Source organism: Xanthomarina arctica, assembly GCF_014638915.1.
Taxonomy (GTDB): domain Bacteria; phylum Bacteroidota; class Bacteroidia; order Flavobacteriales; family Flavobacteriaceae; genus Xanthomarina; species Xanthomarina arctica.
Map to the genome: position 1 here is coordinate 1,232,180 of NZ_BMFQ01000001.1, position 13,253 is coordinate 1,245,432.

At 33.7% G+C, this 13,253-nt stretch carries 11 protein-coding genes; 9 read left to right on the forward strand and 2 right to left on the reverse strand.

Annotated features, from left to right (window positions below):
- Nucleotides 1–198: 198 nt before the first annotated feature.
- Nucleotides 199–2,406: a carboxy terminal-processing peptidase gene (locus IEV77_RS05330; protein WP_188462536.1), complete on the forward strand. Its 2,208-nt coding sequence runs from the start codon at nucleotides 199–201 to the stop codon at nucleotides 2,404–2,406.
- 5 nt (nucleotides 2,407–2,411) lie between these two features.
- Entirely contained in the window at nucleotides 2,412–3,506 is a 1,095-nt protein-coding gene (locus IEV77_RS05335; RefSeq protein ID WP_188462538.1) for an ABC transporter permease, read from the forward strand.
- A gap of 85 nt (nucleotides 3,507–3,591) precedes the next feature.
- Here IEV77_RS05335 and yihA read toward each other — a convergent pair whose 3' ends face one another.
- Both yihA and IEV77_RS05345 read right to left on the reverse strand, forming a co-directional pair.
- Nucleotides 3,592–4,197 (reverse strand): ribosome biogenesis GTP-binding protein YihA/YsxC, encoded by a 606-nt coding sequence (gene yihA / locus IEV77_RS05340; RefSeq protein ID WP_188462540.1) that lies wholly within the window; start codon nucleotides 4,195–4,197, stop codon nucleotides 3,592–3,594.
- 69 nt (nucleotides 4,198–4,266) lie between these two features.
- Nucleotides 4,267–5,031, reverse strand: a complete 765-nt coding sequence (locus tag IEV77_RS05345; protein WP_188462992.1) for an alpha/beta fold hydrolase — start codon at nucleotides 5,029–5,031, stop codon at nucleotides 4,267–4,269.
- A gap of 295 nt (nucleotides 5,032–5,326) precedes the next feature.
- Here IEV77_RS05345 and mraZ point away from each other — a divergent pair, with 295 nt between their 5' ends.
- The 7 genes from mraZ to murD all read left to right on the forward strand — a co-directional run bounded on the left by mraZ (nucleotide 5,327) and on the right by murD (nucleotide 13,211).
- Entirely contained in the window at nucleotides 5,327–5,797 is a 471-nt protein-coding gene (mraZ, locus tag IEV77_RS05350) for a division/cell wall cluster transcriptional repressor MraZ (protein ID WP_188462543.1), read from the forward strand.
- Nucleotides 5,784–6,680, forward strand: a complete 897-nt coding sequence (gene rsmH, locus IEV77_RS05355; protein ID WP_188462546.1) for a 16S rRNA (cytosine(1402)-N(4))-methyltransferase RsmH — start codon at nucleotides 5,784–5,786, stop codon at nucleotides 6,678–6,680. The genes mraZ and rsmH overlap by 14 nt, the downstream gene beginning before the upstream one ends.
- Nucleotides 6,681–6,771: 91 nt before the next feature.
- The gene (locus tag IEV77_RS05360; RefSeq protein ID WP_188462548.1) at nucleotides 6,772–7,089 is read left to right on the forward strand and encodes an FtsL-like putative cell division protein; all 318 of its coding nucleotides are present in this window, start codon (nucleotides 6,772–6,774) and stop codon (nucleotides 7,087–7,089) included.
- A 60-nt stretch (nucleotides 7,090–7,149) separates the two neighbouring features.
- A complete protein-coding gene (locus IEV77_RS05365) occupies nucleotides 7,150–9,102 on the forward strand; it encodes a PASTA domain-containing penicillin-binding protein (protein WP_188462993.1) in 1,953 nt (650 codons plus the stop codon).
- The gene (locus tag IEV77_RS05370) at nucleotides 9,099–10,562 is read left to right on the forward strand and encodes a UDP-N-acetylmuramoyl-L-alanyl-D-glutamate--2,6-diaminopimelate ligase (protein WP_188462550.1); all 1,464 of its coding nucleotides are present in this window, start codon (nucleotides 9,099–9,101) and stop codon (nucleotides 10,560–10,562) included. Before IEV77_RS05365 ends, IEV77_RS05370 begins: the two co-directional genes overlap by 4 nt.
- Before the next feature lies 1 nt (nucleotide 10,563).
- On the forward strand, nucleotides 10,564–11,805 hold the full coding sequence (gene mraY / locus IEV77_RS05375) for a phospho-N-acetylmuramoyl-pentapeptide-transferase (protein ID WP_188462552.1): 1,242 nt from the start codon (nucleotides 10,564–10,566) through the stop codon (nucleotides 11,803–11,805).
- A gap of 68 nt (nucleotides 11,806–11,873) precedes the next feature.
- Complete coding sequence (murD, locus tag IEV77_RS05380) at nucleotides 11,874–13,211, forward strand: UDP-N-acetylmuramoyl-L-alanine--D-glutamate ligase (RefSeq protein ID WP_188462553.1); 1,338 nt, start codon at nucleotides 11,874–11,876, stop codon at nucleotides 13,209–13,211.
- Nucleotides 13,212–13,253 lie beyond the last annotated feature (42 nt).

The window sequence follows — 13,253 nt, forward strand, 5'->3', positions numbered from 1 at the left end:
ATACATAATTTCCTACGTATGACCTGATTTTTTCTGGTTTAACAAAAAATTATTACCAAATGTCTATGTTGGCATAGTTTTTTCTTTAAATTAGTAAAATAAAAAGATACTTTTAGAATTGTTTAAGCGTTTTACCGTTTTATATTGCCCACAAATTTAAATTCTAAGCGTTATTATTAAATTAATATGATAAGATTTATGAAAAGGAATTATAAGGTTTTAGTATTGGTGCTTTTATTGGCATTTGCGTCATGTAGTTTTACTACAAAAACGTTTGAAGATCCTGATAATGACAAGCTACTTATACAAGTAATTACTTATGTGCTTCAACGAGGTCATTTTGATCCAAAAGAAATAAACGATGAGTTTTCAGCAGAGGTTTATGCAGATTATTTGGATCAACTAGATCCATTAAAACGATATTTCTATAAATCGGATATAGAAGAATTTTCGGAATATGAATTTCTTTTAGATGATCAATTAAAAGAATATGATATTTCCTTTTTCAATTTAACCTTTGATAGACTAGCGGAACGTATTGAAGAATCTAAATCTATTTATAAAGAAGTTTTAGAAAGTCCATTTGATTATTCTGTTGACGAAGAATTTAATTCAGACTACGAAAGTATTGGATACGTAAAGAACAAAAAGCAAATGAAAGATCGTTGGAGACAACAACTTAAGTTTTCTAATTTGGTGAATTACGACGAACTAATGATTGAACAAGAAACGGGAGGAGTTAAAAAAGTTGTAAAAGTAGAAGATGAAGATGGTGAAATTGAAGTAAAAGAATCTGAGGATTTAACTGCTGAGAATGAAACTAAATTTGTTAAGAAAACACCAACCCAAATTGAAGAAGAAGCTCGTGCTGAAACTTTAAAATCTATTGATTTATATTATAACGATTATATAGACGAACTGATTAGAAGCGATTGGTTTACCATTTATATTAATGCTATAGTAACAAAATTTGATCCTCACACAAATTATTATGCTCCAGAAGAGCAGGAAAATTTCCGCGAGCAGATTTCAGGAAAATTAGAAGGTATTGGAGCGCGTTTATCAAAACGTATGGATAATGTTAAAATTATGGAACTTATTTCTGGAGGTCCAGCTTGGAGAGGAAATGAACTAGAAGTTGGAGATATTATATTGAAAGTACGTCAGGAAAAAGAGGTAGAGCCAGTAAATATAGTTGGTATGCGTCTAGACAATGCTATCAAATTAATTAAAGGCCCAAAAGGAACTACGGTTGTTTTAACAGTTAAAAAGGTAGATGGTACTATAAAAGATATTAACATTACTAGGGATGTCATAGAAATTGAAGAAACATATGCTAAGACTTCTATTGTTGTTAAAGACGGTAAACGTTTTGGGGTGATTAATCTTCCTAAATTTTATGTAGATTTTGAAGATTATAAGAGTAGAAATGCGGCCTCAGATATTAAAAAAGAAATAGAGCGCCTAAAAGAAGAAGGCATGGAAGGTCTTGTGCTTGATTTAAGAAATAACGGAGGGGGTTCGCTTCCTGTGGTTGTTGATATAGCTGGTATGTTTATAAAAGATGGTCCAGTTGTGCAAGTTAGAGCTACTGGTGAGCCTAAAGAAGTTTTAGAAGATAAAGACAAATCTATTGTTTGGGATGGTCCATTAGTTATTATGGTAAACGAGTTATCTGCATCAGCTTCAGAGATTTTGGCTGCAGCGATGCAAGATTATAAACGTGCTATTGTTATTGGAAGCAAACAAACTTATGGTAAAGGAACTGTTCAAAACTTTATGGACTTGAATAACATGGTGCGTAATAATAAAAATGGCGATTTAGGTGCCTTAAAGTTAACGACCCAAAAATTCTATAGAATTAATGGAGGTTCAACGCAACTTGAAGGTGTTAAAAGTGATGTAGTTGTTGTAGATAGATATAGTTTTATTGATATAGGTGAAAAGGACCAGAAAAATCCATTGCCTTGGGATAAAATTGAAGCTGTAGATTATGATATTTGGGATGGGAATGTTGATTATACTGAAACCATTCAGAAAAGTACTTTGAGAATGGATAATAACGAACAGCTTCGACTAATTGGTGAAAATGCTAAATGGATTAAAACCAGAATGGACGAAAACATTCATTCTTTAAATTACACTACGTATAAAGCGCAATTAGAATTAAATGAAGAAGAAGCAAAGCGTTTTGAAAAAATTTCTAAATACCAAACAAATCTAACCTTCGAGTCCCTACCATACGAACAAGAAATGTTTGTTACAGATACTATTTTAAAGGAAAAAAGAGATCGCTGGCACAAGAGTTTAAGTCAGGATGTATATGTTGAAGAAGCTATAAATGTCCTTGAAGATTTAAATACAACTTACTCTATTAAAAAAGTGGCTTCTACTGTTAAAGATTAATAATAATGAGTGATATTACTGGCTCATTAAGCAAATTAGCGCTCCAAAAATTCAAACATAATTTTTGGGGCGTTTTTAGCTTTTGGTTTATTGTTTTGGTAGGAATTATTTCAGTTTTCGCATATGCTTTTGCGCCAGATAATTCGCAACATGCCAATCAGATGCATTTATCTATTCATTCTAAAAGACCTGGTTTTAAAGTGCAGATGCTAACGATACCATCTTCCATAGAAAACAACCAATCGGTTGTAGATAAACTGTTTTTTGGAAAAAAAAATACAGAAACCGAAATTCCAATTACGGCTTCATATATAAAAGATCATATCTTATTTTATACCGAATACGCTTCTGATGGACTTGAAGGAGCCGAAAAAGAACTTGACTTAACTTCATTTTCTAAAACTCAAGTTGCTTCTCTAATTAAAGAACGTACTTTTTTGTTTGGAACAGATAAATACGGTCGTGATTTATTAAGTCGCATTCTTGTTGGCGCTAGAATCTCATTTTTTATAGGTTTTGTTGCTGTTTTCATCTCTTTGATTATTGGCATATTTATGGGGAGCATGGCAGGATATTTTGGAGGTAAAATTGATGCCTTTATCATGTGGATTATAAATGTAACTTGGTCTATTCCAACCTTGCTTTTGGTAATTGCTATTACTTTGGCTTTAGGAAAAGGGTTTTGGCAAGTGTTTATTGCAGTAGGTTTAACCATGTGGGTTGAAGTGGCAAGAGTTGTTCGTGGGCAGATTATAAGCGCGAAGGAATTACCATATGTAACGGCAGCAAGAGCGCTTGGTTTTAAGGATTTCCGAATTATAACGAGACATATTTTGCCAAACATCATGGCGCCAGTTATTGTAATTTCTGCTGCTAATTTTGCGGCAGCCATATTAATAGAAAGTGGTTTGAGTTTTCTAGGGATAGGAGCGCAGCCACCCATGGCAAGCTGGGGAGCGATGATAAAAGATCACTATAATTACATTATTTTAGGAAAACCTTATTTAGCATTAATCCCTGGATTGTGTATTATGAGTTTGGTGATGGCATTTATGCTAATAGGAAATGCCTTGCGAGATGCTTTGGATGTAAAAAATTGATTAGAAGTGTCTAAAGTGCTTAAAGTTGGTACATGATTCTAGAACAAACCTGTGTGACTAAAGGAAAGCAATTTTACAACTAACATTATTCCAACTGCATGTTATTATTTAGGGAGTCTATATAGGCTAAAACTTCTTCCTTACCAATATCTTTAGAAGACGATGTGATAAAATAATTAGGGAACTCTTCCCAAGTCTCTAGCATGATGTTTTTATATATTTCAACATGGTTGTCAATAGCCTTAGGTTTTAACTTATCTGCTTTAGTGAAAATAATGGAAAATGGAATGCCATTTTCGCCTAGCCATTGCATGAAATCTAAATCTATAGGTTGCGGTTTATGTCTTATATCTACCAAAACAAAAGCAGAAACCATTTGCTCACGCATTCTGAAATATTGTGTAATAAACTTTTGGAAAGTCTTTTTAGCACTCTTTGAAACTTTGGCGTAACCGTATCCTGGCAAATCGACTAAATACCAACTTTTATTGATAATAAAATGATTTATAAGTTGGGTTTTTCCTGGTCTTCCAGAGGTTTTTGCAAGACTTTTTCTGCTAGTAAGCATGTTGATAAGAGATGATTTTCCAACATTACTTCTACCAATAAAGGCATATTCTGGAATGGCGTTTTTCGGACATTTTTCAACATCAGAATTACTCATTATAAATTCTGCCGATTTAATTTCCATATATCGTTTTTACTTTTTGTGTTGTTTAAAACAGGCTTAAACAGTAAGATTTAATTAGGGTTTGGCTTTTTAGAAATTTCTTTTTTTAAGCCAATTATTAAGAATGTCGTTAAATTGGTCAGGACGTTCCATCATAGCGGCATGGCCACATTTATCAATCCAAAATAGCTCAGAATCTGGTAAAAGTTCATTAAACTCTACTGCTACTTCTGGAGGAGTTACGGTATCGTTTTTCCCCCAAATAATACAGGTTGGCACTTTCATTTTAGGCAAATCTTTTGCCATGTTGTGTCTAATAGCGCTTTTTGCTATGGCTAAAGTTTTTATTAATTTGTTTCTGTCGTTTACGGTTTCATAAACTTCATCTACAATTTCTTTAGTAGCAACCTCAGGATCATAAAAAACATCTTGAGCTTTCTTTTTTATTACTTCATAATCACTTCGTTTGGTATAACCACCTCCCATGGCACTTTCGTACAACCCAGAACTTCCAGTAATAATTAAGGCTTTAACCTTTTTAGGATATAGTTTTGTATGGTAAAGTCCAATATGTCCGCCTAAAGAATTTCCTAGTAAAATAACTTCGTCAAATCCTTTATACTCAATAAAGTCATGTAAATATTTAGCAAAACTTTTTACGTTCGTTTTTAATAAAGACATGGTATAGATAGGCAATTCTGGAATAACAACTTTATAGCCAATGGCACTAAAATATTGTGTGACTGACTCAAAATTACTCAATCCACCCATCAATCCATGAAGTACAATAATTGGAATTCCTTCTCCAACTTCTATATATCTATATTCTTTTTCTTTTTTTAATCGATACCCCATTAAGCCGTAAGTCTTTTCATTGAAAACAAATATAGTTAAATCATTCAAATTATTTTCATAATAATTCATTCTCATGCAGTCACTCTGTAAAAGAGATGTTAATAAGAAATGCGATTGAAATAAGACGACTTGTAATCTGCTGAAATTGAGTGTTTAGGATGGTTTAGGTAAGTGAGATTTCGGATTAAACATGCAGTTAGTCGAAAATTTATCAACAAAGTGGTAAAATGTGGTAAAAAGTGGTATATTTTTCGATATATTTGGAACTTAAACCCAAATTCAAGAATCAGACGCTTTGAACTCATTAATAGGAACATACGAATGTAAAGTAGATGCAAAAGGAAGGCTTATGCTTCCTGTTGCGCTGAAAAAGCAGTTGTCGCCTGTTTTACAAAATGGCTTTGTTCTAAAAAGGGCCGTTTTTCAATCTTGTCTGGAGTTGTATCCTATGTCTGAATGGGAAGCTTTAATGCAACGCATAAACAAGCTAAACCGTTTCAAGAAAAAGAACAACGATTTTATCAGACGTTTTACGGCTGGTGTAAAAGTGATTGAAATTGATGCAACAGGACGATTGTTAATTCCGAAAGATTTGGTGCTTTTTGCCGATATCTCTAAAGAAATTGTGTTATCTGCCGCTGTTAATATTATAGAAATTTGGGATAAAGAGAAGTATGAACAAGCCATAGACGATGCTACTGTAGATTTTGCAGATTTAGCTGAAGATGTTATGGGACAAGACGATGATGAAGATGGAATATCATAACCCTGTTTTATTAAAAGAAACCGTAGATGGTTTAAACATCAAGGAAGGTGGCGTTTACGTAGATGTCACTTTTGGAGGTGGTGGGCACAGCAGAGAAATTCTAAAAAGGCTTGGAGATAAAGGGAAGTTATTTGCATTCGATCAAGATGCTGATGCTCTTGAGAATACATTAGAAGATGACAGGTTTGTCTTAATTCATGAGAATTTTAGGTTCATTAAAAGGTTCCTTAGATTTTATGGCGTGAAAAAGGTGGATGGTATTTTAGCGGATTTTGGTGTATCCTCTCATCAATTTGATGTTGCAGAACGTGGTTTCTCAACCAGATTTGAAGCAGATTTAGATATGCGAATGAATCAGCAAAACAAATTATCGGCATTTCATGTAGTGAATGAATACACAGAAGAACAGATTAAAGACGTGCTTTTGCAGTATGGCGAATTAAGGTCTGCTCCAGCAATGGCAAGTGTTATTGTGGCAAGTAGAGTGGTTGAGCCAATTAAAACCAGTGAGCAATTAAAAGGAGTTTTAAAGAAGTTTTTACCTCCTAAACACGAAAATAAAGTTTTGGCCCAAATCTACCAGGCTATCAGAATTGAAGTGAATCAAGAAATTGAAGCCCTAAAGGAGTTTTTGTTGCAGACCCCAGATTTATTGAAAAAAGGAGGCAGGTTAAGTGTTATTTCATATCACTCCTTGGAGGATAGATTGGTGAAACGATTTATTAGAAACGGCATGTTTGAAGGAGAACCAGAAAAAGATGTTTTTGGAAATTTTGAAGTGCCATTAAAAAAAGTGGGCGGACTTATTGTTCCAACTAAAGAAGAAGTAAAAATAAACAATAGATCAAGAAGTGCCAAACTTAGAATAGCAGGCAAACTATAATTGAATATTTCTCCCCTTTGGGAAAATTATAGATTCAACAAAAAAAATAAGATTAACGCATGTAGTTAGTTGTCGCAAAGCGATAGATGGGATGAAAAAGAGTATTTCAAATATTTTAAAAGGAACTTTTCTAGTAAACGACGATGCGTTTAAAAACTGGAGAATGATTCTTTTTATTTCATCATTAGCATTTGTTATGATAGCTAGTTCTCATAGTGCAGATAATAAAGTACATAAAATAGCCAGAATTAATAATGAAGCAAAAGAATTGCGTTCGGCATTTGTGGATGGCAGGAAAAAACTCATGGAACTCAAGAAAGAGTCAGTTGTAGAACTGAAAATGAAAGAAAAAGGCTTAGCCATTTCGGAGATTCCACCAACAAAAATTAAAGTTAAATCTCAAAACTAGTTCAGCTTGGCAACAAACGAGAAGAACATATTAAACCGATTGTATTTTGTAGCAGGATGTATGTTCATCTTCGCTCTAGCAGTGGTGTTTAAACTTTTGAGTATTCAATTTGTACAAGGTGATAAATACAGAAGCTTAGCTGAAGAGCGAACAATCAAAAATGTTGTGATTCCTGCAAATAGAGGAAATGTTTATTCTGTAAACGGAAATTTATTAGCTACGTCTATTCCTAAGTACGATATTAGAATAGATGCCCTGACGCCCTCGTCAGCTACTTTTGAAAAATATTTAAAACCCTTATCAGATTCGCTTTCAAAATACTCAGGTAAACCTTCATCTTATTATCAAAAGGAAATTAGAAAAGCCAGAGCTAATAAAAATAGATATTATCTCTTGGCTAGAGATATTGGGTATTCAGAGTATTTAAGAGTAAGGAATTTTCCCTTGTTAAGCTTAGGTGCTTATAAGGGTGGTTTAATAGTAGAACAAACTACAAAGCGAGAGCATCCAATGGGTGGTGTCGCAGAAAGAACCATAGGTTATGAGCGTTTTGATGACAAAGGAAATGTTACTAGACCAGGGATTGATGGAGCCTATGGAATTAAATATCTGCGTGGAACTGATGGCTTAAGGTTGAAACAAAAAATAGGAAAAGGTCAATGGAAACCTATTGCAGATTATAATCAAATAGAGCCAAAAGATGGCTACGATTTATATACTACCATCAGTGTTAATATTCAAGATATTGCCCATAACGCTTTATTGCAACAGTTAGAATATTATGAAGCGGAACATGGTTGTGTGGTGGTTATGGAGGTGGCAACTGGTGAAATTAGAGCTATTTCAAATTTAGGAAGAACTAAAACTGGCTCTTATTACGAAAAATTAAATTATGCTGTTGGAGAGGCTCATGAGCCTGGTTCTACTTTTAAAGTTATGGCTTTAATGGCTGCTTTAGAAGATAAGCTAGTAGATACGTCAACGGTTGTGGATGCTATGCAAGGTGTTAAAACCTTCTACGGTAGAAGAATAAAGGATTCTAAACATGGAGGTTATGGAAAAATATCTGCTGCAAGAGCCTTAGAAGTATCTTCAAATATTGGTATTGCGACCATTATAGATGAAGCCTATTCTAAAAATCCAGAAAAATTTATCAATCGTTTAAAAAGCTGGTCGTTAGATACGCCTATTGGTTTACCAATTTTGGGTGAAGGAACACCATTTATTCCGGAGCCAGGTCATGCTAAATGGAGTAAAAATGCTTTGCCTTCTATGTCTTATGGCTATAATTTAAAATTAACGCCCTTGCAAACCTTAACATTCTATAATGCAATTGCAAATAATGGTGTTATGGTGAAGCCTACTTTTATTAAGGAAGTACGTGAGTTAAATAAACAAATAGAGACTTTCAAAATAACTGTTATCAACAATAAAATATGTTCAGATAAAACTATTGGTGAAATGCAGGAAATGCTTAAAAACGTTGTGGTTCGGGGTACAGGGAAATCGTTGTATTCGCCTTATTTCTCTATGGCAGGAAAAACGGGAACAGCACAAACGGAATACTGGATGGAGGATTGGGAAGAAAACCCGAGATACGTATCCTCTTTTGCAGGATATTTTCCAGCTGAAAATCCAAAATATTCATGCATTGTAATCATTCATAAGCCTAGTATCAAAAAAGGGTATTATGGAGCAGATGTTTCTGGGCCAGTTTTTAAACGAATCGCTCAAAAAGTCTTTACAGACACACCCATTATAGACGTAGTTGAAACTTTAGAAGTAATAGATGTTCCTGTTGAAAAGGAGTTTGACAGTTATTATAAAACAGCGCAAACCTATTTAACCATTATGCCAAATGTGGTTGGTTTGCCTTTAATGGATGCTCTTGCTCTGTTAGAGAATATGGGATTAGATGTAAAAATAGAAGGTGTTGGTGTAGTGAAATCGCAATCTCTAGTACAAGGAATTAAAATAAAAAAGAATCAGGTAATTGTTATTCAAGCCTCATGATGACTTTAAAAGACATATTATATAAGGTAACCCTAAACGCTGTTGTAGGGAACACGAGTGTGTCGATTAATAACATCGATTTCGATTCTAGAAACATTTCTAAGAATGATGTTTTTGTTGCCATAATAGGGACAGTTTCCAATGGACATGAATATATAGATACAGCCGTTAAACAAGGAGCTATTGCTATTATTTGCGAAGAATTACCTGCAGTATTAGTAGAAGGTATTACTTATGTTCAAGTGGAAAGTTCCTCAAGAGCTTTGGCTATTATGGCTTCTAATTTTTATCAGAATCCATCTGATAATCTAAGACTTGTTGGTGTAACCGGAACCAATGGTAAAACTACAATTGCTTCTTTATTGTATCAATTATTTAAAAAAGCAGGATTCAAAGTGGGCTTATTGTCAACCGTGAAAATCATGGTAGATAATAAAGAGTATAAAACCTCACATACCACCCCAGATTCTTTAACTATTAATAAGTATTTAAAGGAAATGAGTGATGAAGGGGTAGCTTTTTGTTTTATGGAAGTGAGTTCTCATGGCATTCATCAAAATAGAACTGAAGGTTTGCATTTTGAAGGAGGTATTTTTTCAAATCTATCTCACGATCATTTGGATTATCACGACACATTTGCTGAATATAGAGATGTGAAAAAATCATTTTTTGATAAACTTCCTGCATCCGCTTTTGCTTTAGTAAATGTAGACGATAAGAATGGTTTGGTGATGTTACAAAACACCAAGGCAAAGAAACATACCTATGCATTAAAGGGATATGCAGATTATAGAGCTCAAATTTTAGAAAATCAATTAAACGGACTTTTGCTTAAAATTAATGAAAGTGAAGTTTGGACAAAATTAATAGGGAATTTTAACGCGTATAATGTCTTAGCAATTTATGCCACTGCCGAATTATTAGGTCTTGAAAAAGTAGAAACTCTAAGAATAATAAGTGAATTAGAGAGTGTAGCTGGAAGGTTTCAATACCTAATTTCCAATGGAAAAATAACAGCCATTATAGATTATGCACACACACCTGATGCTTTGAAAAATGTTTTAGAAACCATTAATAGCATCCGAACTAAAAACGAAGAGTTAATTACCGTTTTTGGTTGTGGTGGCAATAGAGATAAAACAAAGCGTCCTAAAATGGGACATATCGCTTCTGCTTTAAGTACTAAAGTTATTATAACAAGCGATAACCCAAGAAATGAAGTTCCAGAGACTATTATAGAAGAAATTGAAAAAGGTATAGAGCCTCAAAATTTTAAAAAAATAGTTTCGATTTCAGATAGAAAGCAAGCAATTAAAACAGCTTGTCATTTAGCCAAACCCAACGATATTATTTTAATAGCAGGAAAAGGTCATGAAACTTATCAAGAGATTAAAGGTGAAAGATTTGACTTCGACGATTATAAAATAGTAAAAGAATTATTAAAACAATTAGAAAAATAGTATGCTGTATTACCTGTTCGAATATTTAGACACGCATTTCCAAATTCCTGGAGCTAGACTTTTTGGTTATATCACCTTTAGAGCGGCTATGGCTATTATTTTGTCGTTGTTAATTTCTACCATATTCGGAAGACGTATTATTAGATATTTACAAAAACAGCAAGTAGGAGAAACTATTAGAGATTTAGGTCTAGAAGGGCAGGTTGAAAAAGCTGGAACTCCAACTATGGGTGGAATTATCATTATTCTAGCCACGCTTATTCCTGTTTTGCTTTTAGCGAAATTGGAAAACATATACATCATCCTTCTTATTATTACAACACTTTGGATGGGAACCATTGGTTTTATAGACGATTATATTAAAAAATTCAAAAAAGATAAAGAAGGACTAAAAGGAAAGTTTAAAGTACTTGGCCAAGTTGGTTTAGGAATCATTGTTGGAACTACCCTGTATTTTCATCCAGATGTTACTTTAAAGGAAAAATTACCAATCGCGCAACAACAAGAAATTTTAGCGGCAAACCCTAAAGTGGAGTCAGCTAAGTTGTTTCAAGACGAAGAGCGTTCAACTAAAACTACCATTCCGTTTGTAAAAGCGAATGAGTTTGATTATGCTGATATTATTGCTTGGGTAAATTCAGATTGGGCAAAATACGCTTGGATTATTTTTATTCCAATTGTTATTTTTATTATCACAGCTGTTTCAAATGGTGCCAATTTAACAGATGGAATTGACGGCTTAGCAGCAGGAACATCCGCCATTATTGTGCTTACTCTGGGAATCTTTGCTTTTGTGTCTGGAAATATTGTTTTTTCAGATTATCTCAACATCATGTATATCCCAAGAGTCGAGGAAATTACTATATATATCGCGGCCTTTGTTGGGGCTCTAATTGGGTTTTTATGGTATAATACTTATCCGGCTCAAGTATTTATGGGAGATACCGGAAGTTTAACCATTGGTGGTATTATAGCTGTAATTGCAATTGCCGTAAGAAAAGAATGGTTAATACCTGTGTTGTGCGGTATTTTCTTAGCTGAAAACTTATCCGTAGTCATGCAGGTTAGCTGGTTTAAATATACCAAGAAGAAATATGGAGAGGGTAGGCGTATTTTTAAAATGTCGCCTTTACATCATCACTATCAGAAATCAGGATATCATGAAAGTAAAATAGTTACCAGATTCTGGATTGTTGGAATCTTGTTGGCTATTATATCCATTGTAACATTGAAAATTAGATAACAAATTTGTTATGCTGAACTAGCCTGTACTGAGCGCAGTCGAAGTGAAGTATCTCAAGATATAATAGAATGGCAAAACAAAGATTAGTCATATTAGGCGGAGGAGAAAGTGGCGTTGGAACGGCTCTTTTAGGAAAGGCAAAAGGCTTTGAGGTTTTTGTTTCAGATAAAGGAAAGATTAAAGAAAAATATAAACAAGTTCTTATACATAATGAGATTGAATGGGAAGAAGAAACCCATACAGAGTCAAAAATTCTAAATGCGGATTTGGTAATGAAAAGCCCTGGAATTCCTGATAAAGCGCCTTTGGTAAAACAAATTCGTAAAAAAGGGATCCAAGTGGTTTCAGAAATTGAGTTTGCTGCCAGATATACAAATGCCATTATTGTTGGTATTACCGGAAGTAATGGCAAAACAACAACGGCTTCGTTAGCGCATCATATTATCAAGCAAGAACTAGAAGTGGGCTTGGCAGGAAATATAGGTGACAGTTTTGCGAAACAAGTTTTGGAGAACGATTATCCAAACTATGTGTTAGAGATTAGTAGTTTTCAGTTAGATGATATTATAGATTTTAAGCCACATATAGCTGTAATAACTAATATCACTCCAGATCATTTGGATAGATATAATTATGAATTTGATAATTATATCGCTTCAAAATTTAGAATTGCTCTAAACCAAACAAAAGAAGATTATTTGATTTATGATGCCGATGATCCTGTTATTCTGGATTGGTTAGAAAAGCATCCAGTTCAATCCACATTATTACCATTTTCTCTAGTGAAAAAAATTGAAAATGGTGCGTATTTAGAAAATGAAAAGATAATTATAACAATAGATAACACCCAAATAGACATGTCAGCAAAAGACTTAGCATTAGAAGGAAAACACAATATTAAGAACGCCATGGCTGCTTCAACAGTAGCTCAATTATTAAGAATTAGAAAACAAACCATTAGAGAAAGTTTAGAGAATTTTCATGGCGTGGAACACAGATTGGAAAGTGTTTTGAAAATTAACAAAGTTCAGTATATAAACGACTCTAAGGCAACCAATGTAAATGCAACCTATTATGCATTAGAAAGCATGGATGCGCCAACAGTATGGATTGTTGGAGGTCAAGATAAAGGGAATAATTATAAAGAATTATATCCATTTGTAAACGAAAAAGTAAAAGCCATTATCTGCTTGGGTGTTGATAACGAAAAGCTATTGGAAAACTTTGGTTCCATGGTGGATGTTATTGTAGAAACTCAGTTTATGAATGAGGCTGTTAAAATAGCTTACAAGATAGCCGAAGCAGGAGATAATGTTTTATTGTCGCCAGCTTGTGCAAGTTTTGATTTGTTTGAAAACTATGAAGATAGAGGAAGACAATTTAAAACTGCAGTAAGAAATTTATAATAAATTCCTGCGCATGCCTGTCGGCAGGTAGGAAAGCAGGAA